Source organism: Sarcina sp. DSM 11001 (genome assembly GCF_900101015.1).
Taxonomy (GTDB): Bacteria; Bacillota; Clostridia; order Lachnospirales; family Lachnospiraceae; genus CAG-791.
This window is the reverse complement of the sequence record NZ_FNFZ01000003.1, coordinates 58,100-82,157: the sequence shown is the minus strand read 5'-3', so window position 1 is coordinate 82,157 and position 24,058 is coordinate 58,100. Positions and strand designations below refer to the sequence as shown.

General features: G+C 53.9%; 19 protein-coding genes. 14 read left to right on the top strand and 5 right to left on the bottom strand.

The genetic code is table 11. The annotated features are described in order from the left end of the window. The first annotated feature begins 58 nt into the window (after nucleotides 1–58). From BLT02_RS02180 to BLT02_RS02170, 3 genes are all read left to right on the top strand, one after another. On the top strand, nucleotides 59–1,108 hold the full coding sequence (locus BLT02_RS02180; RefSeq protein WP_092991226.1) for an L-threonylcarbamoyladenylate synthase: 1,050 nt from the start codon (nucleotides 59–61) through the stop codon (nucleotides 1,106–1,108). Nucleotides 1,109–1,134: 26 nt separating this feature from the next. Next, on the top strand, nucleotides 1,135–1,764 hold the full coding sequence (gene upp, locus BLT02_RS02175) for a uracil phosphoribosyltransferase (protein WP_092991225.1): 630 nt from the start codon (nucleotides 1,135–1,137) through the stop codon (nucleotides 1,762–1,764). Nucleotides 1,765–1,852: 88 nt separating this feature from the next. Continuing rightward, on the top strand, nucleotides 1,853–2,338 hold the full coding sequence (locus tag BLT02_RS02170) for a deoxycytidylate deaminase (protein WP_092991224.1): 486 nt from the start codon (nucleotides 1,853–1,855) through the stop codon (nucleotides 2,336–2,338). Nucleotides 2,339–2,815: 477 nt separating this feature from the next. Here BLT02_RS02170 and BLT02_RS02165 read toward each other — a convergent pair whose 3' ends face one another. The 4 genes from BLT02_RS02165 to murC form a co-directional block, all read right to left on the bottom strand. Continuing rightward, nucleotides 2,816–4,012, bottom strand: a complete 1,197-nt coding sequence (locus BLT02_RS02165; RefSeq protein ID WP_092991223.1) for a ribose-phosphate pyrophosphokinase — start codon at nucleotides 4,010–4,012, stop codon at nucleotides 2,816–2,818. A 295-nt stretch (nucleotides 4,013–4,307) separates the two neighbouring features. Continuing rightward, nucleotides 4,308–5,339 (bottom strand): ATP-binding protein, encoded by a 1,032-nt coding sequence (locus tag BLT02_RS02160; protein ID WP_092991222.1) that lies wholly within the window; start codon nucleotides 5,337–5,339, stop codon nucleotides 4,308–4,310. Between the two features lie 137 nt (nucleotides 5,340–5,476). Further along, on the bottom strand, nucleotides 5,477–6,631 hold the full coding sequence (locus tag BLT02_RS16725; RefSeq protein ID WP_242869676.1) for a DnaD domain-containing protein: 1,155 nt from the start codon (nucleotides 6,629–6,631) through the stop codon (nucleotides 5,477–5,479). A gap of 468 nt (nucleotides 6,632–7,099) precedes the next feature. After that, entirely contained in the window at nucleotides 7,100–8,503 is a 1,404-nt protein-coding gene (gene murC, locus BLT02_RS02145) for a UDP-N-acetylmuramate--L-alanine ligase (RefSeq protein ID WP_092991220.1), read from the bottom strand. Between the two features lie 610 nt (nucleotides 8,504–9,113). Between murC and BLT02_RS02140 the strand changes: the two genes are divergently transcribed. The 5 genes from BLT02_RS02140 (at nucleotide 9,114) to mfd (ending at nucleotide 16,391) form a co-directional block, all read left to right on the top strand. After that, the gene (locus BLT02_RS02140) at nucleotides 9,114–10,391 is read left to right on the top strand and encodes a glucose-1-phosphate adenylyltransferase (protein ID WP_092991219.1); all 1,278 of its coding nucleotides are present in this window, start codon (nucleotides 9,114–9,116) and stop codon (nucleotides 10,389–10,391) included. A gap of 100 nt (nucleotides 10,392–10,491) precedes the next feature. Beyond that, nucleotides 10,492–11,610 (top strand): glucose-1-phosphate adenylyltransferase subunit GlgD, encoded by a 1,119-nt coding sequence (gene glgD / locus BLT02_RS02135; RefSeq protein ID WP_092991218.1) that lies wholly within the window; start codon nucleotides 10,492–10,494, stop codon nucleotides 11,608–11,610. Nucleotides 11,611–11,624: 14 nt separating this feature from the next. Next, nucleotides 11,625–11,906, top strand: coding sequence for a septation regulator SpoVG (spoVG, locus tag BLT02_RS02130; RefSeq protein ID WP_092991315.1), 282 nt, complete (start codon nucleotides 11,625–11,627; stop codon nucleotides 11,904–11,906). Nucleotides 11,907–12,118: 212 nt separating this feature from the next. Beyond that, nucleotides 12,119–12,736: an aminoacyl-tRNA hydrolase gene (gene pth, locus BLT02_RS02125; protein WP_092991217.1), complete on the top strand. Its 618-nt coding sequence runs from the start codon at nucleotides 12,119–12,121 to the stop codon at nucleotides 12,734–12,736. A gap of 1 nt (nucleotide 12,737) precedes the next feature. Then, on the top strand, nucleotides 12,738–16,391 hold the full coding sequence (gene mfd / locus BLT02_RS02120; protein ID WP_092991216.1) for a transcription-repair coupling factor: 3,654 nt from the start codon (nucleotides 12,738–12,740) through the stop codon (nucleotides 16,389–16,391). A gap of 262 nt (nucleotides 16,392–16,653) precedes the next feature. On the opposite strand, the gene BLT02_RS02115 is transcribed toward mfd, so the two are convergent. Continuing rightward, nucleotides 16,654–17,985 (bottom strand): dihydroorotase, encoded by a 1,332-nt coding sequence (locus BLT02_RS02115; protein WP_092991215.1) that lies wholly within the window; start codon nucleotides 17,983–17,985, stop codon nucleotides 16,654–16,656. Nucleotides 17,986–18,491: 506 nt separating this feature from the next. Between BLT02_RS02115 and BLT02_RS02110 the strand changes: the two genes are divergently transcribed. The 6 genes from BLT02_RS02110 to murI all read left to right on the top strand — a co-directional run bounded on the left by BLT02_RS02110 (nucleotide 18,492) and on the right by murI (nucleotide 23,946). Beyond that, a complete protein-coding gene (locus BLT02_RS02110; protein WP_092991214.1) occupies nucleotides 18,492–19,232 on the top strand; it encodes a lysophospholipid acyltransferase family protein in 741 nt (246 codons plus the stop codon). Nucleotides 19,233–19,335: 103 nt separating this feature from the next. Further along, nucleotides 19,336–20,139, top strand: a complete 804-nt coding sequence (locus BLT02_RS02105) for a dihydroorotate dehydrogenase electron transfer subunit (RefSeq protein WP_092991213.1) — start codon at nucleotides 19,336–19,338, stop codon at nucleotides 20,137–20,139. Nucleotides 20,140–20,204: 65 nt separating this feature from the next. Next, complete coding sequence (locus tag BLT02_RS02100; protein WP_242869675.1) at nucleotides 20,205–21,119, top strand: dihydroorotate dehydrogenase; 915 nt, start codon at nucleotides 20,205–20,207, stop codon at nucleotides 21,117–21,119. Nucleotides 21,120–21,339: 220 nt separating this feature from the next. Further along, entirely contained in the window at nucleotides 21,340–22,230 is an 891-nt protein-coding gene (ispE, locus tag BLT02_RS02095; RefSeq protein WP_092991212.1) for a 4-(cytidine 5'-diphospho)-2-C-methyl-D-erythritol kinase, read from the top strand. 36 nt (nucleotides 22,231–22,266) lie between these two features. Further along, nucleotides 22,267–22,998, top strand: coding sequence for a GntR family transcriptional regulator (locus BLT02_RS02090; RefSeq protein ID WP_175453648.1), 732 nt, complete (start codon nucleotides 22,267–22,269; stop codon nucleotides 22,996–22,998). Nucleotides 22,999–23,070: 72 nt separating this feature from the next. Then, nucleotides 23,071–23,946 carry a glutamate racemase gene (murI, locus tag BLT02_RS02085; protein WP_175453647.1) on the top strand — a complete coding sequence of 292 codons (876 nt, stop codon included), beginning with the start codon at nucleotides 23,071–23,073 and terminating at the stop codon, nucleotides 23,944–23,946. Nucleotides 23,947–24,058: the final 112 nt, after the last annotated feature.

Here is a 24,058-nt window from a genome sequence, read left to right as displayed (position 1 = left end):
ACATAAAAGACAGGCTGAAGGGACAAAAACAGGACAAGGCTGGCAGGACAGAAACGGTATGAAGACTATTTATGTAAAGATGACAGAAGAGAAGATCGACATACCCGTGATCCTGCAGGCCGGTGAGATCCTGCGCGGCGGAGGGCTGGTCGCCTTTCCGACGGAGACTGTCTACGGTCTTGGCGGGGATGCTTTTAATCCGGAGTCATCCAGAAAGATTTACGCGGCGAAGGGAAGACCCTCGGACAATCCGCTGATCGTCCATATCTACAGGCTTGAGGATCTTGAAAAGGTGGCATTGAAGGTGCCTCCCGCAGGTTGGCGGCTGGCGGAGACCTTCTGGCCGGGACCGCTCACAATGATCCTGCCGAAAAAGCCGGAGCTTCCCCCGGAGACGACGGGAGGACTGGATACGGTGGCGGTCCGTTTTCCATCCAACAGGATCGCACAGGCCCTGATCGAAGCAGGCGGAGGTTTTATTGCCGCGCCCAGCGCGAATCGCTCGGGGAGGCCGAGCCCTACGCTGGCAAGATATTGCAGGGAGGATCTGGATGGCCGGGTGGATATGATCATTGACGGCGGAAAGGTCGGTCTGGGACTGGAGTCCACGATCATTGACCTGACGGAGGAGACTCCGGTCATTCTGCGTCCGGGATTTATTACATGGGAAAACCTTTCCGGGCTCCTGGGAGACGTGGATGCAGGCAGTCTTGTGCCGGGTCTTGACGATGATACCGCACCCAAAGCCCCGGGGATGAAATACCGCCATTACGCGCCGAAGGGGACTCTGACAGTCGTGGACGGCACGAGAGAGGCGGTCACGGCTTATGTCAATGACCGGATCCGCAGGTGCAGGGCATCGGGGATCCGGACAGGCGTGATTTGTACCGACGAGACAAAGGACAGATACGAAGCGGATATCGTAAGGAGCGCAGGCTCCAGACAGGACAGGGAGGCAGTCGCCGGAGAACTTTTCAGGATCCTCAGGGAATTTGACGATGAGGGAGCTGAGGAGATCTACGCAGAAGCATTTGATACCAGCGGAGTGGGACGGGCGGTCATGAACCGCCTGCTCAAGGCAGCGGGCAGCCGCATCGTGCATGTATAAGGCCATAGGAGTGGCAGGAGGAAACAATGGCAAAAACATTTATCATGAATCACCCTTTGATTTCACACAAAATCGGTATCATCAGGAAAAAGGAAACAGGGACCAAGGAATTCAGGGAGAACATCTCGGAAATAGCCATGCTCCTGTGCTATGAGGCGACAAGAGACCTGGAGCTGGAGGACGTGGAGATCGAGACTCCGATCTGCAGGACTGTCTCCAAGGAGCTCAAGGGAAAGAAGCTTGCTGTCGTGCCTATCCTCCGGGCGGGCCTGGGAATGGTGGAAGGCATGCTGGCGATGATCCCCGCAGCCAAGGTCGGTCACATCGGACTTTACAGGGATCCCCAGACCCTCAAGCCTGTGGAATATTACTGCAAGCTTCCCGCGGATGTGGGGGAGAGACAGATCTTCGTCGTAGATCCCATGTTCGCTACAGGCGGATCCGCCATCGCGGCTGTCCAGATGCTCAAGGAGCACGGGTGCAAAAAGCTTTGCTTTCTGTGCATTATCGCGGCGCCGGAAGGCGTGCGCGCGTTTCAGGAAGCCCATCCGGATGTAGACCTCTACATTGGCGCGCTGGATGACCACCTGAATGAACACGGATATATTGTCCCCGGCCTGGGAGATGCGGGAGACAGGATCTTCGGGACAAAATAAAAACAGCCGGTTGACAGCGTAAAGAAACAACGTAAAGAATTCCGCAATATCACTATGCCGATTAAACGAACAGCGGAAAGGGGGAAAAATGACAGGAAAAAGAAAAGGATATATTTCCTGGGATGAATACTTTATGGGAGTCGCACAGCTTTCCGGGATGCGTTCCAAAGACCCCAGCACGCAGGTCGGCTGCTGCATTGTCAGCGATGAGCACAAGATCCTTTCCATGGGATACAACGGGCTTCCGACAGGATGTTCAGACGACGATTTCCCCTGGGGCAGAGATGGAAAGCCTCTGATGACCAAGTATCCCTATGTGACCCACAGTGAACTGAACGCGATCCTCAATTACAGGGGAGGCAGCCTTGAAGGAGCAACCCTGTATGTCACTCTCTTTCCCTGCAACGAATGCGCCAAGGCGATCATCCAGTCGGGGATCCGCAATGTCGTTTATGACAGTGACAAGTATGCGGAGGCGGACAGCACGATCGCGAGCAAGAGGATGTTTGACGCGGCAGGCGTGACCTACCGGCAGTACGAAAGAACGGGCAGGACTATCCAGATCGACCTCTGACCATAGCAGAGCCTGAAGGGCTTCTGCTGCCGAAAGCCGCTGCCTGCTGCACACGATTCCCCTGCAGAGTCAGCACAGAGAGTCTGTAAGAGAAAGTTTGAAAAGAAGACTGTATATAGAGTTTGCAGATTGGCTGGATAGAGAGTCTGAGCAGAGAGCCTGAATAGAGGGGCCGCATTAGAGATTTGCAGAGCTTTAGAACTGATTTTCCATCGTGAAAAACAGACGAAAAACAAGCCCGCACAGGACGGGGGGACCGGAACCTGATTCCGGCTTCTGCCGCCCTGTGCGGGCTCTTTCTTTATTTTCAGTATTTATTTTCAGTATTTTTCGAAAAAGCGCTTTTCAGTATTTTCGATAAAGCACTGTGGGGCTCTGGATCAGGTTCACCGGCGCGTACGGCCCGCAGATATGTGCGGCTGTGCGCAACTGTGGTTCAGGCTGTGGTTACAAGGACCTTCCGATGACCGGGAGGGCTCAGTCGATGTACTGACCGGCATTGTAGCGCTCCAGAACGTTGAAGATGCGCTCAGCCGGGTCGATGAGCTTGCTGATGGAACTGTCGTGATTGAGAGTATCGATGAGATAGGCAATATATTTGCTCATATCACAGCTGTAGTGCCAGGGTTTCTCCAGCAGTTCCTTCGGCTGATAGGTGAGATTGGTCGTAAAGACCTTGTCGATCGTGCCGTTTTTGTAGGCATCATCAAATTTTTCAAGGCCGCGGGTGAACAGACCGAACGTAGCGAAGAAAAAGACGCGTCTGGCCCCACGTTTCTTCAGGGCCTGTGCAACCTCAAGGGCGCTGTCTCCGGTGGAGAGGATGTCATCGATGATGACCATGTCCTTGCCCTTTACACTGGAACCGAGGAATTCAAAGGCAACAATGGGATTGGTGCCGTTGACGAGCTTCGTGTAGTCGCGCCGCTTATAAAACATGCCCATATCCAGTCCCATGACATTGGCAAAATAGACGGCTCTCTTCATACCGCCCTCATCCGGACTGATGATCAGCATGTGGTCGCTGTCGATCTGCAGGTCTTTGTAGGCATTCAGGAGACCCTTGATAAACTGATAAGCAGGCTGGACGGTATCAAATCCATTGAGCGGGATCGCGTTCTGGACACGGGGATCATGAGCGTCGAAGGTGAGAATGTTATCGACTCCCATACGGACGAGCTCCTGTAGAGCGAGCGCGCAGTCCAGAGATTCCCTCGTAGTACGCTTGGACTGAATACTCTCATAGAGATAGGGCATGATCACTGTGATCCTGCGGGCTTTGCCGCCGACAGCGGCGATCACACGTTTCAGGTTCTGGAAATGATCATCGGGAGACATGTGGTTGTCAAAACTGAACATACGATAGGTCTCGCTGTAGTTGACAACGTCAACGAGGATGTACAGATCCATTCCGCGGACAGACTGGTAAAGGACGCCCTTTCCCTCGCCGGTCCCGAAACGCGGAACCTTGGAGTCTATGATATAAGTGGGGCGCTGATAGCCTGCGAATGCGGGGCTGTCTTCATGTTCGTGCTGGCGCTCGGTGCGCCACTGTTTCAAATAGTAGTCAATTTCTCTCCCCATTTTTTCACAACCGGAAACGGGAATGAGGCCGAGCTGACCAAAAGGAGCATTGTTGAGGATCAGTTTGTCGTGTTTCTGATTAGATTCCATCTCTGGTTTTGTCCTTTCCTTAATCCTTAAGCAATCTGGAGCGAATGCTCTGGAGAATACTTAAGAGAATACTCCGGCAGCAGATGCTGAAGTGACAGGTGCTCCGATCTGTTCATTAACAGTTCCTGACAGGAATTCCTGCTTTGTGCCTACAATAACAAAATCAGGTACTTATTACAAGACAGTTGCAAAAAGTACTGGTTTTTATTCATAAATCAGCGGCATAAACATAAATTATCAGGCTGTTTATACCTGTGGCCATGGGCGGGTGCCCGCAAACATGTATGAATAAATATCAGCCGTATCGGCCGCGTCTCCGCCGCTGGAGCCGGATATCCTTTCCGGTGATCTTGCAGATCTCATAGGTGCTCGTGATCCGCGAAAAGACACGGTCCGAATAGCGGGCCTGGAGTTCCCGGAGAGAAAGGTTTGTGGATATGATCGTGGAATGCCTGTTGAGCTCGCGCTCGCTGATGCAGGTAAAGAGCTGAGAGGCGACGAAAGCATTGGTGAATTCTGTTCCCAGATCATCTATGATCAGAAGATCACAGGTATATAGGTCATCCAGAAAACCGCGCAGTCCGTCCCTCGAACCGCTGCTGAAGGTGCAGTCCGCCAGGCGGTCAAAAAGAGAGGCTGCGCTGAAATACAGGACGGACCGGCCCTTTTCGATCAGAGCTTTTGCGGTGCAGACCGAGAGCATGGTCTTACCGGTCCCCACAGTGCCGTAGAGGTACAGATTGCGGTGGACAGTATCGAACTGCTCAACAAAAATTCTGCAGACCCGCAGTGCGTTCCTGAAGCGGTCCAGATCTTCTCCGGTATAATATTTTTCGGACAAAAGGGAGAAGTCCGCCCCGGCAGCCAGTGTCTCCAGGCGGGACTGATTGTAGAGAACGGAGATTTCCCGCTGCTTCAGGCAGTGGCATTTTTCACGGCCGATATAACCGGTATCACGGCAGTCCGGGCAGTCCCACTTCATTTCAAGATAATCCGCCGGGAAACCGTTCTCTGTAAGGAGGCGGATCCGCCTGGCGGTGATCTGTGCGGCTGTTTCCCTAAAGGAAGTCTTCTGATCCTTCCGGTCTGCGGGGGCTCCCGGGATGCTGCCCGCGCCGTTGCCAGGCCCGGATGACCCCGCGGAGGATCTCAGCCGCCTGCGCAGCTGGTCCACAGCCAGGGCCGGTGTCTGCTCCTCCAGTTTCTGCAGAGCAGGGATGCGGGCATAGGCCTGTGTGCGGCGCTTTTCCAGTTCCCTGCGGTGCCGGTCCCGGATCCGGGCATAATCCGCCATGATATTGTCGTACTGATCTTTGTTTAATGACACGTCTGCTCCTGCTATTTCGTTAATCAGTCAATCGCAATCAGTCAATCGGTGACCGGCCCCGAGAGGGTCTTGTGGCTCGTGAAACGCTGTCGCCAACCCCCGGGTGCACTGTTGAACTGTTATCTCTGTTATTCCTGTTATCTCTGGGCGGTCTCTGAGACGCTGTTCCCGGGCAGGCCGGAGGCGGAAACACCCAGAAGTTCATCCTCGAGGGCGTCAAAATCGTAACTGTTCTGTTCAAACTGGTTAAAGCTGTTCGCGGCCCGGGAATAACCTGCAGTCTTTCTCTGCTGTGTCTGCAGGGAAGATCCTTCCTTTTTCCTGTCAGGGGTCTTCCTGTCCGCGCCCTGCATACCGGAGCCCTTTTTCCCCGTTCCGGCAGTGCCGTCCATTGCGGCGGCATTTCCGGCAGCAGTGGCTGACTCCGCCTGGGCGGGTGTCAGGATTCCCTCTTTTGCCCAGTTTTCGGCCACGCCCTGAATATATCTGAAATCCTTCTTTCCCCTGTCCACGCAGTACTGGAGCAGGTAATCGATCAGGTCGTCGGAAAAGCGCAGATCCTCGGAAATATGATAAATGACCCGGATCTCATTCATGGAAAGAGGCTTTCCGATATACTGTTCTATGACGAAAAGGAGCTGTTTCCGCCCGGGATTCAGGCGGAAGCTCTCCAGGGCAAGGAGATCTGCGGGCTTTTTTTCTCCGGCAGGTGTTCCCCCTTCAGCGGGGCGCTGTTTTCTGAAAGAGCCGGAACGGTCTTCCCGGCTGCTGCCTGCAATACCACCTGACCTGCGGGCTGTAATGCCGCCTGAATTGCGGGAGGTATTGCTGTCTGGCCTGCCGACAACAGGGCTCCCTGAACTGCAGGCTGCATAAGCGGAGCGGCTGCCGATCTGCAGTGTGCTGCCGCCGGCTGCCAGCTGCCGGTCCAGGGTCAGGGAAGTTCCGGACTGTGAGGAAAAGGGCAGGACCCGCAGGGCGGGATCCGGGGTTTCCCGAATGGCCGCAGGCCGGCACAGGCGGATGGACACCAGGTCGTCCTCCCCTTTGAAAGTGAGATCCAGAAGCCCCTTCTGTTCCCAGTAGCGCAGAGAGCGGACGACATCCTTTTCTGTGTGATTAAACAGATCCGCCATATCGGAGATGCTTGTCGTCCGGTGTGCCCCGGTCATGCGCAGCAGATAGAGATACACCTTGATCTGTGCATCGTTTGCGTTTTTCATATATTCGTCTATGAAGAGGTTCGAAACCATTGTCGAATCCGATCTGCTGTCGCTGTATACTGTGAACACGTCTGATACCCTCCGGTCAGATGATGAGATTTCTGTGTCTGTTGGTGAAGTGGACGTTACTGGTCACAACCTGTCCAGGCTGTGGCCATGTGACGTTGCGAATGCCCGTTCAAAATCCCCTTCGGGGATGGGCATTCGCCGCTTAACCCGGGCTTTCACGCAAAAAACGCGTGAAAACACCTGTTATGAGGCTGGCGTTGGTGTGACTTGTAACAAATGGACCAATATTGTCTGTAGAACTCGTGGAGCTTTACTATAACACAGGTTTCGCCCTCTGGTAATGGACAATCTGACGATAAAATTCCGGCGGCAGGAAAGGCTCCGGATGACTCCTGAAAATGTGGAAAATGATGAAAATGTGGATAATCGGGGAAAAACAGTTAAATCAAACCCTCCCGGCCGCCTGTTATCCACAATGGAAAACGGGAGCCGGGAGGGTGGAAGATGTGAAAGATGTTGATAACTGTTTCAGGAGAGCAGGTTTGTCCCTATTTGATCGATGTTTCCGGCTCCCATAGTTATCACCAGATCTCCTTTTCGGCAATTTGCCAGAATATATTTTTCGATTTCTTCAAAAGTGGGGAAATACAGGCAGTCGCTGCCCAGGCTCAGGAGCTCGTCCCTGAGAGTCATGGAGCTGACGCCGAGGGTGTCAGTCTCTCTGGCGGCATAAATGTCCGCCAGAATGACGGTATCCGCCAGGGAGAGGGCGCGGGCAAATCCGTGCAGGAGCGATTTGGTGCGTGAATAGGTGTGGGGCTGGAAAATGCAGACGATCCTCTCGTGGGGGCAGGCCTGTGCCGCGTGCAGGGTCGCCTCGATCTCTGTCGGGTGATGGGCGTAATCGTCGATGATCGTAAAGCCGTTCCTGGTCCCCTTGTACTGGAAGCGCCTGTCGGTCCCTCCGAAAGCGGCGAGCCCCTGCGCGCTTGCGGTCCGGGAGATCCCCATCCTGTCTGCCGCCGCGACGGCCGCGATGGCATTGCCGACATTGTGCAGGCCGGGGACGTGCAGACGGATCTGCGCAGGCTCCCCGTACTGTGCCGGCCCGTGCAGGGTGAAGGATGGATGCCCCAGGCCGTCAAAATGAATGTCGGAGGGATAATACTGTGCGGCGGGTGTCCCGGCATCTTCCGGAACCGCCCCGCTGAAGGTTACCACTTCGCAGGAAAGATCCTCCGTGATCTCCTGCCAGTTTTCAATCTGCGTGTTGATGACCAGAGCGCCGCCACCGGGAATGAGCCGGGCAAAGCGGTGGAAAGAGTGCCGGATATCGTCGAGATCCTTGAAGAAATCCAGGTGATCTTCTTCTATATTAAGGATAATGCCCAGCAGGGGGTACATCTGCAGGAAGCTGTTGGTATATTCGCAGGCTTCTGCAACAAAATAAGTTCCGCCGCCGACCCGGACATTGCCCCCGATAGACGGCAGGACCCCTCCGATGGACAGGGTGGGGTCCGTCCCTGCGGCGAGCAGGATCTCGGAGAGCATGGAGGTGGTGGTCGTCTTGCCGTGTGTGCCGCTGACAGCGACCGGAAGGCGGTAGTTGCGCATGAGCTGACCCAGAAGCTCCGCCCTTGTCAGGGCCGGGATCTTCATTTCCTGCACAGCTTTATACTCCGGATTGTCCGGATGAATGGCGGCGGTGAAGACCGCCAGGTCGATGTCTTTCGTGATGTTTTCTCTCCGCTGTCCGATCATGACCCGGATCCCGGAGTTTTCCAGGGTACGGGTGATCTCGGAAGCGGCCCTGTCAGATCCTGAGACGGTAAAGCCTTCGCTGGCAAGGATCTGCGCCAGGCCGCTCATGGATATTCCTCCGATTCCGACAAAATGGACGTGGACGGGGTGGTTGAAATCGATCTGATACATAAATAAACTCCTTACAGGATGATATTGTGGATATTGTGATCTGCAGCCGGATAAGGGATGTACGGATCTTAAGGATCCACAGCAATCACAGCATTTCATAAAAATGCTGTATGATAATGCGGCCTGCAGCCGCGTAACAAATGTACACCACATTTTTCCCTCGCGCAAGTTAATCCTGTAATACACATCCTGAAACTCATCGAGACAAAAAATAAAATGTATCTAATAATGTGCGGTTTCATTTCCATTCACACTGTGGTATAATTTTATTTGCGAACATTTTTATTCATTATTGTGAATTTTATTTAAACTTTTCATCATTTACATGTTGATATTTTCATGTTTGATGATAACATGTGAATGTTTCAGGCTGCAGGCGCGCAGAACCCGGAAGGGTTCCGGGCAGCAGCGGCCGGGTTGTCGCTTTTTTAGTCCGTCCCTGAGCAAACCGGGAATGACATAGCAGTGCTTCATTCAGAAGATTCATGTGAATTCCAATTCCATGACCTCCGTTTTCTCGGATATTTCCGCAGAACCAGGGGAGTATCAGGCGTGTTATTCATATATATTTTCTGAGCGATGCACTGGAAACAGGAGAGGAAGGATTAAGATGGTTGTAAAAAAAGAAATGATCGCCATGCTGCTGGCTGGCGGACAGGGAAGCCGGCTGGGCATCCTGACATCGGATGTGGCAAAGCCTGCTGTATCTTTTGGCGGCAAGTACAGAATTATAGATTTTCCGCTGAGTAACTGCATCAATTCCGGGATCGACACGGTGGGTGTCCTCACTCAGTACATGCCCCTCAGGCTCAATGCCCATGTCGGGATCGGTATTCCCTGGGATCTTGACAAGAATCTCGGCGGTGTTTCTGTGCTCTCGCCCTATGAAAAGATCCAGAACACGGAGTGGTATACCGGGACTGCCAATGCGATTTATCAGAATCTCTCTTATATGGAGAGCTACCACCCGGAATATGTCCTGATCCTGTCCGGCGATCATATTTATAAAATGGACTATGAAGCGATGCTTGAGTCTCACAAGGAGAACGGGGCGGATGTGACGATCGCTGTCATGCCCGTGCCGCTGGAGGAAGCAAGCCGGTTCGGTATCATGATCACGGACGAAGAGGGAAGGATCACGGATTTCGAGGAGAAACCGGAGCATCCCAGGAGCAATCTGGCTTCCATGGGCATTTACATTTTTACCTGGAAGACACTGAAAGAGGCTCTGCTTGCGAACAGGCATGAGGAAGGCCTTGATTTCGGCAAACATGTTATTCCGTACTGCAGGGAGAAAGGATATCCCCTGTATGCCTACGAGTTTAACGGTTATTGGAAGGATGTCGGTACGCTCACTTCCTACTGGGAAGCCAATATGGAGCTGATCGACATTGTACCTGAGTTCAACCTGTACGAAGAGTACTGGAAGATCTATACAAAAAGCACATCTATCACACCCCAGTTTTTCGGGCCCGACAGCGAGATCGAAAGGACGATCGCGGGAGAGGGGACGGAAGTTTATGGGAAGGTCTACAGTTCTGTGATCGGGTGCGATGTCACTATCGGAGAGGGAAGCGTTGTCCGCAATTCCATTATTATGAATGGTGCGGTCATCGGCGCCGGATGTATCCTGGATAAGGTCATCTGCGCAGAGAATTCGGTTATTGGCGATGGTGCTGTTCTTGGAGAGGGGGAGGAAGCTCCCAATGAGTCAAGACCGGATATCTACTGCGGCGGACTGGTCACGATCGGGGAGAATTCGGTGATCCCTGCAGGTGTCCGGATCGGCAAGAATGTCATGATCTCCGGACAGACTAGGGAGGAGGATTACCCCGGCGGAAGGCTTGCCAGCGGTAAAACACTGCAGGTCGAGGCTCAGATGCCCTGACACGGCCGCCCGGTCGGATTGCGCGGAAGGCGCAATATGCCCGGGGCTCAGCAACTTGTGAATGACAACTGCGGAACTCTCTGGAGGAGGACGACGCGATATGAGAGCAATAGGCATTATACTGGCAGGCGGAAACAGTAAACGGTTAAAGGAGTTGTCACAGAGCAGAGCAGTCTGTGCCATGCCGGTGGCGGGAAGCTATCGCAGCATAGATTTTGCCCTCAGCAACATGGAGCATTCCCGCATCCAGAAGGTTGCGGTACTGACTCAGTACAACTCACGAAGCCTCAATGAACATCTGGCATCTTCGAAGTGGTGGAATTTCGGGCGCAAGCAGGGCGGTCTGTTCCTGTTCACACCTTCTTTTGCAGATGCGGACAGTAACTGGTACAGAGGCACGGCAGACTCGATCGCACAGAATATCAGTTTTCTGAAGACATCCCATGAGCCTTACGTGGTCATAGCATCCGGGGACTGTATTTACAAGATGGACTACAATAAAGTGCTTTCCTGGCATGTTGAAAAGAGAGCGGATATTACTGTTGTAGTCAAACAAATGCCCGATGATTTTAATGTGGAGAGATATGGAGTAGTCCGTATGGATGAGGACGACAGGATCCAGGATTTTGTTGAAAAACCTGTCGTCGCACAGTACAGCACGATTTCCTGCGGTATTTATGTGATCCGCAGGCGTCTCCTGATCGAGCTTCTGGAGAGATGCATTGATGAGAACCGTTATGACTTCGTGCAGGATATACTGATCCGTTACAGGGGATTGAAGAAGATCTACGGATACCGTATGGAAGAGTATTGGAGCAACATCGCTTCTGTTGATGATTACTACAGGACCAATATGGACTTCCTGAAGCCGGAGATCAGGGATTATTTTTTCCGGCAGTATCCTGATGTTCATTCCCGCGCAGCAGATCTCCCTCCGGCAAAGTACAATGTCGGTGTTAAAATCAGAAACAGTCTGCTTTCAAGCGGCTGTATCGTTAATGGCACGGTAGAGAATTCTATACTGTTCCAGCAGGTATATGTTGGTAATAATTGTGTAATTAGGAATTCTTTAATTTTGAATGATGTGTACATCGGAGACAACACTGTTATAGAAAACTGCATCGTGGAAAGCGGCGGCACCATTCAGGCTAATTCCTGTTACAGAGGTGAAAATGGTATAAAGATCGTAATAGAAAAGGGAGAACGATATACCATTTAGAAATGGAGAACGCTATGCATGTTACAGATGTAAGAGTGAGAAGAATTGCCAGAGAAGGCAAGATGAGAGCAGTCGTTTCTATCACGATTGACAATGTATTCGTCGTCCACGATATCAAGGTGATCGAAGGCGAAAAGGGTCTGTTCATAGCAATGCCCAGTAAAAGGTCGGCAGACGGCGAATACAGAGACATCGCGCATCCGATCAACTCCGAAACAAGAAGTATGCTGGAGGAGATAATTTTAAAGAGTTATGAGGAGAGCGCACTTCAGGAGGAAGGCGCACTGACAGAATAGGATGGGGGCTGCGGTACAGACAGCATAGCATTTACAACAGGCACCACTGAGATGACAAATCAACAGCCGCGGTTGGCGGCACACATTCCGGAGGGGGCGCCCTGGGCGCTCCCTCCTTACTGTATGTCCGGGTCATTCCGGATTGTCTCTGAAAATGTTTTCGAATATTTCGTCAGAGCATTTTCAGACTATTTCTGAAAACAGAGGTACAGATGGATTCTTTTTTTATCATTGTCGGCCTGGGCAATCCGGGCAGAAAATATGACGGCTCCAGACACAATGTCGGTTTTGATGTGATCGATGAGCTGGTGGACCGCTGGCATATAGGCGGACCGGACCGCTTTGGCAAGTCCATGATCGGCAAGGGCAGGATCGGGGACCGGAAGGTGATCCTGGTCAAACCCATGACCTATATGAATCTGAGCGGGGAGGCTGTGCAGGAGATCGTGCATTATTATAAGGCGGATCCTTCCCGGGACCTGGTGGTCATCTCGGATGATATCGATCTGGAGACCGGGCATCTGCGGATCCGCAAAAAAGGGAGCGCAGGCAGCCACAACGGACTCAAAAATATCGTCCAGCATCTCGGAACCGGGGACTTTCCCAGGATCCGCATTGGCGTCGGCGCAAAACCGGATCCCTCCTTCGACCTGGCGGACTATGTGCTGGGGCATTTTACATCGGAAGAAAAAAAGGTGATGGAGGAAGCGGTCGGGAAGGCGGCGGAAGCCGTGGCCTGCATGGTTTCAGACGGCGTCGACATCGCCATGAACCGCTACAATACACCTAAAAACAGGAAAAAGAAGACGCCGGCTCTGGATGAGGAGTGACATGAACGTTTTTACAGATCCGCTTGAGGATTTAAAAGCCTATATCGAGCTTAAAACATGTCTTGAACAGGGAGAAACCGGGGGGGAGACTGACCGGCACCTGCCGGGCGCCCTCGCGGACAGCTGCGTGGATTCACAGAAGGCGCATCTGATCTTTGCGCTGAGCAGGGAGGAGAGCCTGAAGGACAGCGCTCGTTTCCGCCTGGTGCTCACCTACAGCGACCTTCGCGCCAGACAGATCGCCCAGGACTGCGCCCTGTATGACCGCAACACTGCCCTGTTTCCCGCCAGAGATCTCATTTTTTATCAGGCAGACCTGCGAGGAGGTGAGGTGGACCGGGAGAGGCTCCGGTGTCTCAGACGCATCCTGGAGGGAAAGCCAGTGACCGTCATCACGACGTTTGCGGCTCTTTTGACACCCCAGATCCCGCTCTGGGTCTTCCGGGACAACATCCTGGAGATCGCGAGACGGGACACAGTGGATCTGGAGGCTGTGATCAGACAGCTGGTCTCCATGGGATATGAAAAAAACTACCAGGCAGAGCGCCCCGGTCAGTTTGCTGTGCGCGGGGATATTCTGGACATTTTTGATCTGACCCAGGAAAATCCGATCCGCGTAGAGCTGTGGGGGGATGAGGTCGATACGATCCGCAGCTTCGACGTCCTGAGCCAGCGCTCTGTGGAGCAGCTGGAGGTGATCAGGGTCTTTCCGGCGACGGAAATGGTCCTGGACGACAGGCGGCTCTTCGACGGGCTTAAGAGGATAAAGAAAGAGGCAGACCAGGTCTGTGCCGGATTCAGGGAGAAGAATGACCCGGAGAAGGCTCACCGGCTCCGGACAGAGATCGACAGGATCTCGGAGGAAGCGCGGGAGCTCAGGTCCTTTACCGGCCTGGAGAGCTTTATCCAATATTTCTATCCGATGACAGAGAGCTTTCTCGACCTGTTTCCTCTGGAAAACACAATGGTCTTTTTTGACGAGCCGATACATATCCTCCAGCATGCGTCTGCGGTGGAGGAGGAGTTCGCCGAGAGCATGGCCGGCAGAGCCCTGAAGGGATATATCCTGCCCGGCCAGAAGCACCTGATCCGGGAATCATGGGATGTGATCGTCCATCTGGAACGGTACCGCAGGGCGGGACTGGCCGTCCTGGCAGGCGCGCCGGAAAAAGAGGACGTACAGATCACCCTTCCGGACAGCGGTTTTGTTCATGGGACTGCCGGCAATGGCAGCAGGCTTTCTCTGCGCTTTGACAAGGCAGTGCAGATCCATGCGCGGGAGGCCTCGCTCTCCGGGATGAGCTATGAAAAACTTCGGGAGGAGCTCGACCGCCTCAGAAGAAAGAAGGAACGTACGATCATAGTATCTCCCTCCCGCACGAGGGCAAAACGTCTGGCCCAGGATCTGACGGCAGACGGAGTCACGGCGTTTTACCGGGAGAACACACTGAAAACACTCCTGCCCGGTGAAGTCATGACCTTCGCGGGGAGAATGCGCAGGGGTTTTGCCTATCCGGAGATCGGATTTACCGTGCTGACAGAATCGGAGATCTTTGGAGAGGAGAAAAAGAAAAAGAAAAAAGTCCGGCGCTATGACGGCGGGGAGCAGATCAGGAAATTTTCCGAGCTCAAGGTAGGCGATTATGTCGTTCACGAGCAGTATGGCATCGGGATCTACCGGGGCGTGGAAAAGATCGTTGTGGAGCATATCGCCAGAGACTATCTGAAGATCGAGTACGGCGCAGGCGGCGTGCTTTTTATTATGCCCACTGAGCTGTCGACGCTTCAGAAATATGCGGCGGCGGAGGGGGCCAAAAAGCCAAAACTCAATAAACTCGGAACACAGGAGTGGACCCGCACCCGCAGCCGCGTGCAGAAATCCGTCGAGGAGGTCGCGGATGACCTTGTGGAACTGTACGCAAAGCGCCAGGCCAGGCAGGGACATGTTTATGGAAAAGACACGGTCTGGCAGCGGGAGCTGGAAGAGATGTTTCCCTTTGAGGAGACTGAGGACCAGCTGGCAGCCATCGAGGATACGAAGCGGGATATGGAGAGCGGGCGGATCATGGACCGCCTGATCTGCGGAGATGTGGGCTACGGCAAGACGGAGATCGCAGTCAGAGCCGCCTTCAAGGCGGTCCAGGAGGGCATGCAGGTCGCTGTCCTCGTCCCCACGACGATCCTGGCACAACAGCATTACAATACCTTTACGGAGAGGATGCACAGCTTCCCCGTCAATATTGAAGTTCTCTCGAGATTCAGAACGTCCAAAGAGCAGAAAGCGACGATCCACGGGCTGGAGACGGGTGCGGTGGACATTGTGATCGGCACCCACCGCCTGCTCTCAAAGGATGTGACATTCAAAAATCTGGGACTGCTCGTGGTCGATGAGGAGCAGCGCTTCGGCGTGACCCACAAGGAAAAGATCAAAAAGATGAAGGAGGATGTGGATGTCCTGACCCTGTCGGCGACACCGATCCCCCGCACCCTCCACATGAGTATGGTGGGGATCCGGGATATGAGCGTTCTGGAACAGGCCCCGGGGGACCGCGTGCCGATCCAGACCTTCGTCATGGAGTACAATGAGGAGCTTGTCCGAGAGGCGATCGTCCGGGAACTGTCCAGGAAAGGCCAGGTCTATTATGTCCACAACCGTGTCAATGACATCGCCCGGGCGGCTCTTGAAGTGCAGGATCTGGTCCCGGAGGCCCGTGTGACCTATGCCCACGGGCAGATGAAAGAATCCGAGCTGGAACAGATCATGTATGATTTCATCAGCGGAGGGATCGACGTCCTGGTCTCGACAACGATCATCGAGACGGGACTGGATATCTCCAATGTCAACACGATCATCATCAGCGACGCGGAAAAGATGGGCCTCTCCCAGCTGTACCAGCTGCGGGGACGCGTGGGCAGGACAGGCCGCACCGCCTATGCTTTTCTGATGTACAAAGGAGGACAGATCCTCAAAGAACAGGCTGTAAAACGGCTTGCTGCCATCCGCGAGTTCACTGATCTGGGAAGCGGATACCGCATCGCCATGCGGGATCTGGAGATCCGGGGAGCGGGGAGCATCCTGGGCCGGGTCCAGCACGGACATATGCAGGCGGTCGGCTACGACCTCTACTGCAAGCTCCTGGAGGGGGCGGTCCGGAAGGCGAAGGGAGAGGAGCCCCGGGAGGAGATCCAGGTGACGGTAAATCTCCTGGTGGATGCCTTCCTGCCAGAAAACTATATCGTCAATGAGGAACAGAAGCTGGAGATCTATAAACGCATCGCCTCCATCAGCAGTTCAGCGGATGTGGAGGATGTCCGGGAGGAGCTCATGGACCGCTTCGGCAAAATTCCCCTGCCTGCCCAGAACCTTTTGCGCGTGGCCCTGATCCGGTCCGTGGCGGGACTGCTGGAGATCGAGGAGCTCACTGGAGGAGGCGGATCTCTGAGGATCGTTCTTCAGGCCCGGGCCAGAGGGATCAGGGCGGACCAGATCCCTGTCCTGGTCAAAGAATACAGGGGACGCCTTTCCTTTATGATAAAGGAAAAGCCGCAGTTTCAGCTCAGATACCCTGTCTCCGGAAAAACGATCAAAGATGAAGAGACCCTGCTCCAGGAGACGGAGGAGCTTCTGAGAAAGATGGCCCTGATCCTGCGCTGAGCAGCTGCTTTCCGGTGCCTTGCGGCATTTTTACTATTGCTGTATTTTTCTTTTACTGTAGTTTTTTTTACTGTAGTTTTCTTTTGCTGTAGTTTTCTTTTACTGTAGTTTTCTTTTACTGTATTTCACTTTTGCTGCATTCGGCTGCATTCTGACATAAAGCGGTCGGAATGCAGCTTTTATACAACTTATATGCAGCCATTTATGCAACCTTTTATGCGGCTTTCTGCCGCAGCCTTTTGCGGGTTTTTTACAGCTCTGTTTATAGGGTACCCTGATTCCCGGGAATGCCCTCATAGATGATCTCTCCGCCGGCGATCGTATACCGGATGACACCGGGGAGCTTCTCTCCCAGGAAAGGAGAGTTGGAGGACCGGGAGGCAAAGGGTTTCTGCACTGTCCACGATGCCTTCGGGTCAAAGAGGATGAGGTCTGCGGGAGCTCCCTCTGTCACTCTGCCGGCATCCAGATGATAAAAAGATGCAGGATGGCAGGTCAGGCAGGCAAGAAACCGCAGCATGTCAAGGCGGCCTGTCTGTACCAGGTTTTTCAGGCCCAGGGAGAACGCCGTCTCCAGGCCGATCATTCCGCTGGGCGCGCTGACAAAGGGCTTTGCCTTTTCCTCGTCCGCATGCGGCGCGTGGTCCGTGGCGATCAGGTCGATCGTACCGTCCGCAAGCCCGTCGATGATCGCCTCCCGGTCTTCTTCTGTCCGGAGAGGCGGATTGACCTTGGCCAGAGTCCCGCACTTCAGAACCGCCTCCTCCGTCAGGGAAAAATGATGGGGAGTCGCCTCTGCGTGGATGAGGGGACTCAGCCTGCGGGCCTTCCTGACAAGCTCCACGCCCTCGGCGGTCGATATGTGCTGAATGCAGAGCGGCGCGCCGGTCTTTAAGGCAATCTCCAGATCGCGGCGGATCAGGGAGATCTCCGCTTCGCGCGGTGAGCCGGCAAGCCCCAGGGCCTGCGCCGCTGTGCCGCCTCCGTTGATCCCGTTCTGGGAGATCAGGGTCTTGTCCTCTTCGTGCAGGCTTACCGGAAGTCCCAGTTCTGCAGTCTGCTTCAGGGCTTTTTCCAGAATGGCCGCATCCATGACGGGAACGCCGTCGTCTGTGAAGCCCGCCGCCCCGGCCCGGGCGAGAGCGTCGAAATCGACCACTTCTTTTCCCTGCATTCCGACGGTGACATTGGCGCAGCTGTAGAGATGGATCTGTTCCTTTTTTCCCCTCTCCAGAATATCCTGAAGGACGGGGACGCAGTCCACGGCAGGCTTTGTGTTGGCCATCAGAATGACGCTGGTATAGCCGCCCCGGGCAGCAGCCAGAGAACCAGTGTGCAGATCTTCCTTATAAGTGAAGCCGGGGTCCCGGAAATGAGCGTGGGTGTCGATCAGACCGGGCGCCGCACACAGCCCCCGCCCGTCGATCAAACGGAAACGGGGGTCTGCTTCCGCATCGCTGTCCTGAGCCGGAACACTGCCGGGCGCAGGGCTTTTTATGATTTTTTGGAATCTGCCTCCTTCGATAAACAGGTCGGTCTCCTGCTCGATTCCGGAGGCGGGGTCATACAGATACACGTTTTTGATCACAAGCATGGCAAATCCTTTCCACGGTATTGTTTTCGTCAGGAACTGTACTGAAATAGCATAGTCAATAATATTGTCAATAACAGCGTCAATAACACAGCCGCTTTCCGGCTGTCAAAGAGGTTTTTTCCAGTATACCACAACTGGTCTGGCCTGCATTTTTTTGTGAGATGAATCACCCGGGTTTCCAGGTTTGGAAAAACGTAAGGACCTGCAGATAAACGTGTTGGTGTGGAGACCCGGCTTCCTGTAAAAAGCCCCGGATCCGGGTGCCCAGTGTCCTGAACGAGGCGCCTGTTTCCGGAAAGGAAAATTGAATATACATGGAATATACAATTGAATCTATTTGAGCAAATATGGAAGGATATTTTTGTTGGTTTTAAATCATGTGTCCATGTGGTATACTATTTTGATGAATAAAAGCGTTTTTACGCACAATCCTTTTTCCGAAATTAACTGAAATTTGAGCTTTTCCTGCCCCGGGGGCAGGACATTGTATATGGAGAAATAATAATATGTGGGTGATCCGTGATGTGCTGACACTGGCGGTTGTGTTTTTGGTGCTGTTGTTCGGCGTTGTTATGCATGTGATCGTATGGATCATAGAAAAGATCAGCGGGAGCAGACCGACAAAGCTGATCAGCGGTTATGTCAGGGGCGGGATGAAGCTGGCCTGGCTCATGACCGGGGCCAAAGCGACTGTGATCGGGACGGAGAATATCCCGACAGACAGAGCGGCCCTCTTTGTGGGCAATCACAGGAGCCTGCTCGACGTGATCCTGGCGGGATCCCTGATTCCGGTTCCCGTGGGGTTTATCGCCAAGATCGAACTGGAAAAGATCCCGCTGCTGGGCTTTCTGATGACCGATATCGACTGTCTTTTTCTGGACAGAACGGATAACCGCCAGGCCCTGAAGGTGATCCTGCGCGCGATCGAGCTGATGAAGGAAGGGCATTCGATGTTTGTCTTCCCGGAGGGGACCCGCTCTAAAACAGAAGGGGAGTTCCTTCCCTTCCATGCGGGCAGCTTTAAGATAGCTACAAAGCCAAAGGCTCCGATCGTTCCCGTTACGATCGTGGGCATGGGGGATGTTCTGGAAGACCATTTCCCCAAAATAAAAGCGGCGCGTGTCGTGATCGAATTCGGCGCTCCCATCGAGACGGACTCGCTGAGCCGGGATGAGCAGAAGGAGCTTTCAGAGAGGGTCCGGAATCTCATGATGGAGACCTATGCGCGCAATAAAGAATTGATTTAGACAGGTATAAGACCGACTGTGTCACGTTCAGACTTTTGCACAGGGAACCGCGAAGGATCCCCGGGTTCCGTGCTGAATCGAACAGATCCTGGAGTGATTGCATATGAAAAAAAAGACTGAGATGACAGTCCTGGACAGCCGCAGGCTGACCGGGGAGATCTGGTCACTTGAATTGGCCTATGCGCCTGAAGATATACCTGAAAAGATCCTGCCGGGCCAGTTTGCGGGGCTGTACCCCGCAGCCGGGGACCTGCTGCTCATGCGCCCCATCAGCATCTGCAGGTGGGACGGGGAGAAGGGAGCTCTGCGCTTTGTATACCGCGCCGCAGGAAAAGGGACCCGGACCTTTACGGATCTCAGGAAAGGAGACCGGATCGACATGCTCGGCATCCTGGGGAACGGATATGATCTCTCCGCACTTCAGGGAAAACGGGTGCTCCTTCTGGGAGGCGGCATCGGGATCCCTCCGATGCTGGAACTGGCTGCCCGTCTGAGCGGGGACCGGGAAGGAACAGGGACAGAAGTCACCGCGGCACTGGGATACAGGGACAGCAGTTTCTTCCTCAGGGAGGAGATGGAACGCTATGCCCGTGTCCTGATCGCCACAGAGGACGGCAGCGCCGGGACAAAGGGTAATGTACTGGACGCGGTCCGGGCGGACGGTACTGCAGCGGATGTGATCTGTGCCTGCGGTCCGCTTCCCATGCTTCGGGCTGTCAAAAAATATGCCGGAGAAAAGGGAATCCCCGCTTACCTGTCCCTGGAAGAGAGAATGGCCTGCGGAGTCGGTGTATGTCTGGGCTGTGTGACAAAGACGACCCGCACAGACGCCCATTCCCGCGTGAATAATGCGAGAGTCTGCGTCGAGGGACCTGTCTTTATGGCGGACGATGTAGATCTGGACTGAGGAGATTTTGACAAAAAAAACCTCATTACATACACGTTTTTACAGTTTCCGAGAGAGGAGCAAGAATGAAGGCACCTGATATGTCTGTGACCATTGCGGGCGTCACTTTTAAAAACCCTGTCCTCACAGCTTCGGGGACCTTTGGCTCCGGCCTGGAATATTCGGAATTTATCGATCTCGGGTGTCTGGGGGCGGTCGTGACCAAGGGCGTCTCCAATGTCCCCTGGCCGGGAAACCCCACTCCGCGTGTCGCTGAGGTGAGTGCCGGTATGCTCAATGCCATCGGACTGCAGAATCCCGGTGTCGAGGTATTTGTGGAGCGCGACCTCGCTTTTCTGAGCACTGTGGACACGAAGGTGATCGTCAATGTCTGCGGCAGGAGCGTCGAGGACTATCTGGATGTGGTCCGCAGGCTCCGGAATGAAGCTGTCGACATGCTTGAGATCAATGTGTCCTGTCCCAATGTCCGCGAGGGAGCGATCGCTTTTGGTCAGAATCCGGATATGCTGTATGACATCACGCAGAGGATAAAAAAAGAGGCGGCGCAGCCCGTGATCATGAAGCTGACTCCCAATGTGACGGACATCGCACAGATGGCAAAAGCAGCGGAAGCCGGCGGTGCGGACGCGATTTCCCTGATCAATACGATCACCGGGATAAAAATAGATATTGAGAGGCAGTCTTTTGTCCTGGCCAATAAGACAGGAGGGCTGTCGGGACCCGCGATCAAACCGGTCGCGGTGCGTATGGTATGGCAGGCAGCCCAGGCGGTATCGATCCCCGTCATCGGCATGGGAGGGATCGCTACGGCTGAGGATGCCATCGAGTTTATGATGGCGGGTGCCTCTGCGATCGCTGTGGGAGCCATGAATTTCCACGATCCCTGCACGACGGTCAGGATCGTAAAAGGGATGGAGGAATGGTGCGCCTCCCATGGTATAGAGCGCGCCGCAGATCTGACAGGGATCGTTCATTCCTGAGCGGGTACCATCGATTCCAGGCTTCCAAGGCTTTTCACAAGCTTTTTATAAGCTTTTTTATAAAGGTTATTTATAAATTTATTTATAAGTTTTCTATAATCATTTTAAAAGCATTTATGTAAACGCATTTATAAGTATTTGTAAGTATAAGTATTTGTAAGTATAAGTATTTATGAACTTTCTATAAGTGCCCGCTGCGCGGCAGACAAGGGGTGTTTGCATGATAAAAACAGTGACCAGGGACGCCTTTGCGAAGATCAATCTCGGTCTGGATGTGACAGGAACCAGAGAGGATGGATATCATCTGCTTCGGATGATCATGCAGCAGATCGATCTGCACGATACCCTTACCTTTACTGTGAAAGAACCCGTTGACCCGGGCAGCGGCGGCGTGATCGTTCTTTGTGATGAGAGCGGGCTTACACCTGCCGGCGGAGACAATCTGATCTGCCGGGCCGTCAGGATGATGAAGGAGACCTATGACCTGTGTGCAGATGTGGAGATCCGTCTGACAAAAAGGATCCCCATGGCGGCAGGGCTAGCCGGAGGCAGCACTGATGCCGCAGCGGCTTTTTGTGCTGTCCGTGACCTCCTTCTTCCGGAGGTGACAGACCGGGAACTGATGCAGCTGGCGGTAAAGCTGGGAGCGGATATTCCATATTGTATTGCCGGAGGGACCAGGCTGGCGGAAGGGATCGGGGAGATCCTCACACCGCTGCCGCCCATGCCGGAATGTGCCATTGTACTGGTCAAGCCTGAAGCGGGCGCCTCGACTGCTCAGGTTTACAGGGCTCTGGATGCCCTGGAGAGCTATCCGCATCCGGATATCGACGGCCAGATCGAGGCCCTTGCAGCGGGCGACCTGGGGGGGCTTGCGCGCCGCTGTGAAAATGTACTGGAGATAATTACAGGGGGGAGTCTTCCAATCATTGGCAGGATTGAAGACTATTTTATAAATGCCGGAGCTCTTGCATCTCGTATGAGCGGGAGCGGACCGACAGTCTATTCCATTTTTGAGACAGAACAGATGGCAGAAGTGGCAAGGGGAGCCTTTCTGCAGACAGAAATGGCAGCTGGATGCCGGACCTTTGTATGCAGGCCGGTCCGGTGATATTGTGCTGTGCAAGAGCTGCTGATGGAGGTGCTTATGCCAGAGCAGAAAAAGAGGAGAAGTAGTGAAAAGGAATTTCTGGCTGTGATTCCCGACGCGATGCCGACGCTGGATGATCAGCAGTCCATACCTTTACGGGAGACGGCTTTTCTGACCTTGAGAAAACTGATCCTGACGGGGAAACTGCATCCGGGTGAGAGGCTGACCGAGGTACGTCTGGGAAAGATCCTGGGGACGAGCAGAACGCCGATCCGGGAAGCGATACGCAAACTGGAACTGGAAGGACTGGTGGCGATCACGCCGGGAAGCGGGGCCCGCGTTGCAAGAATAACGGAAGAGGACCTGCAGGATGTGATGGAAGTGCGCAGTGCTCTTGACCAGCTGTGTGCTTCTCTGGCGAGTCAGAGGATCACGGAAGAGGAAAAAAAGGAGCTTATCCGGTCCAGAGACGCATTTGAAGCCAGTACCAGGTTTGGAGACCAGCAGGAAATCGCCGAGAACGATGTCCATTTTCACGATGTCATCGCAGCGGCCGCCAGAAACAGGAGGCTCGATCAGGTGATGACAGGTCTGGCCGATACGATTTACAGATTCCGTTATGAGTATATCCGGGACGATCTTCATTACGAAGAGCTTATCGAAGAACACCGGGTGATTTGTCAGGCCGTCCTCGAGGGAGACTCGGAGACTGCCTCCAGAGCTGCCAGGGATCATATTGACCGGCAGCGCGATTACATCCTCAGCCAGATCCGCAAAATGCAGCAATAAGGAGATGAAAGAGTAATCCGCCAGGAGGCTTCTGCACCTGGATCTCCGTAGTTGGAAGAGTAGTGTTCGTATATGGAAAAAGACAGAAAACTGAATGCAGAAATGCCCATCGGCGTGTTTGATTCCGGGATCGGAGGGCTGACAGTGGCCAGAGAGATCATGCGCCAGATGCCCAAAGAGAAGATCGTATATTTCGGGGACACGGCCAGGGTGCCCTACGGCAGCAAGTCCAGGGAAACTGTTACCCGTTATTCCCGTCAGATCGTCCGTTTTCTGCTTGAACAGAATGTCAAGGCGATTGTTATCGCCTGCAACACGGCGAGCGCGTATGCTCTTCCGGAAATAGAGCCGGAATGCCCGGTCCCGGTGATCGGAGTGATCCGCCCGGGGGCCAAGACAGCCGTCTCCAGCACCAGGAACGGCCGGATCGGTGTTATCGGCACCAAGGCCACTGTCCTGAGCGGTACATATACGGAGTATATCCGGCAGATCATGCCTGAAGCAAAGGTCTTCGGACAACCCTGCCCCCTCTTTGTGCCTCTTGTGGAAGAGGGCCTGTGGGAAGATCCCGTGACGGATGAGATCGCCCGCCGCTACCTGGCTTCGCTCCTTGATCAGGAGATCGATACCCTTATCATGGGCTGCACACATTATCCCCTGATCCGAAAAACGATCGGGCGGGCGGCAGGTGAAGGGGTCACGCTGATCAACCCTGCCTATGAGACTGCGGTGGAGCTCCGCCGCCTTCTCGAAGAGCACTCCCTGCTGGCAGGAGAACGCCCTGCTCTGGGCAGTTCCGAACCCCAGTATCGTTTTTATGTCAGTGACATGGCAGGCCAGTTCAGACAGTTTGCCAACTCCATCATTAAGTACGGGATTCTCTCCGCCGAAAAAATAGATATCTACAAGTATTCTCCGGAGCCGGGCTTTGGCGCGGACAAAAGATGAAACAGAGACGGCATGTCCGCAGGATACGCGTCTGGTTTCAGAGTGCGGGATGGGGGAAAATGTCCGCGGGATATGCGTCTGTTTTCAGAGTGTAAGACGGAGGAATGTGTCC

Coding starts and splice junctions, on each gene's coding strand:
- BLT02_RS02180 (WP_092991226.1), top strand. CDS start 59: ATGAAGACTATTTATGTAAAGATGACAGAAGAGAAGATCGACATACCC.
- upp (WP_092991225.1), top strand. CDS start 1,135: ATGGCAAAAACATTTATCATGAATCACCCTTTGATTTCACACAAAATC.
- BLT02_RS02170 (WP_092991224.1), top strand. CDS start 1,853: ATGACAGGAAAAAGAAAAGGATATATTTCCTGGGATGAATACTTTATG.
- BLT02_RS02165 (WP_092991223.1), bottom strand. CDS start 4,012: ATGGAATCTAATCAGAAACACGACAAACTGATCCTCAACAATGCTCCT.
- murC (WP_092991220.1), bottom strand. CDS start 8,503: ATGTATCAGATCGATTTCAACCACCCCGTCCACGTCCATTTTGTCGGA.
- BLT02_RS02140 (WP_092991219.1), top strand. CDS start 9,114: ATGGTTGTAAAAAAAGAAATGATCGCCATGCTGCTGGCTGGCGGACAG.
- glgD (WP_092991218.1), top strand. CDS start 10,492: ATGAGAGCAATAGGCATTATACTGGCAGGCGGAAACAGTAAACGGTTA.
- spoVG (WP_092991315.1), top strand. CDS start 11,625: ATGCATGTTACAGATGTAAGAGTGAGAAGAATTGCCAGAGAAGGCAAG.
- pth (WP_092991217.1), top strand. CDS start 12,119: ATGGATTCTTTTTTTATCATTGTCGGCCTGGGCAATCCGGGCAGAAAA.
- mfd (WP_092991216.1), top strand. CDS start 12,738: ATGAACGTTTTTACAGATCCGCTTGAGGATTTAAAAGCCTATATCGAG.
- BLT02_RS02115 (WP_092991215.1), bottom strand. CDS start 17,985: ATGCTTGTGATCAAAAACGTGTATCTGTATGACCCCGCCTCCGGAATC.
- BLT02_RS02110 (WP_092991214.1), top strand. CDS start 18,492: ATGTGGGTGATCCGTGATGTGCTGACACTGGCGGTTGTGTTTTTGGTG.
- BLT02_RS02105 (WP_092991213.1), top strand. CDS start 19,336: ATGAAAAAAAAGACTGAGATGACAGTCCTGGACAGCCGCAGGCTGACC.
- BLT02_RS02100 (WP_242869675.1), top strand. CDS start 20,205: ATGAAGGCACCTGATATGTCTGTGACCATTGCGGGCGTCACTTTTAAA.
- ispE (WP_092991212.1), top strand. CDS start 21,340: ATGATAAAAACAGTGACCAGGGACGCCTTTGCGAAGATCAATCTCGGT.
- BLT02_RS02090 (WP_175453648.1), top strand. CDS start 22,267: ATGCCAGAGCAGAAAAAGAGGAGAAGTAGTGAAAAGGAATTTCTGGCT.
- murI (WP_175453647.1), top strand. CDS start 23,071: ATGGAAAAAGACAGAAAACTGAATGCAGAAATGCCCATCGGCGTGTTT.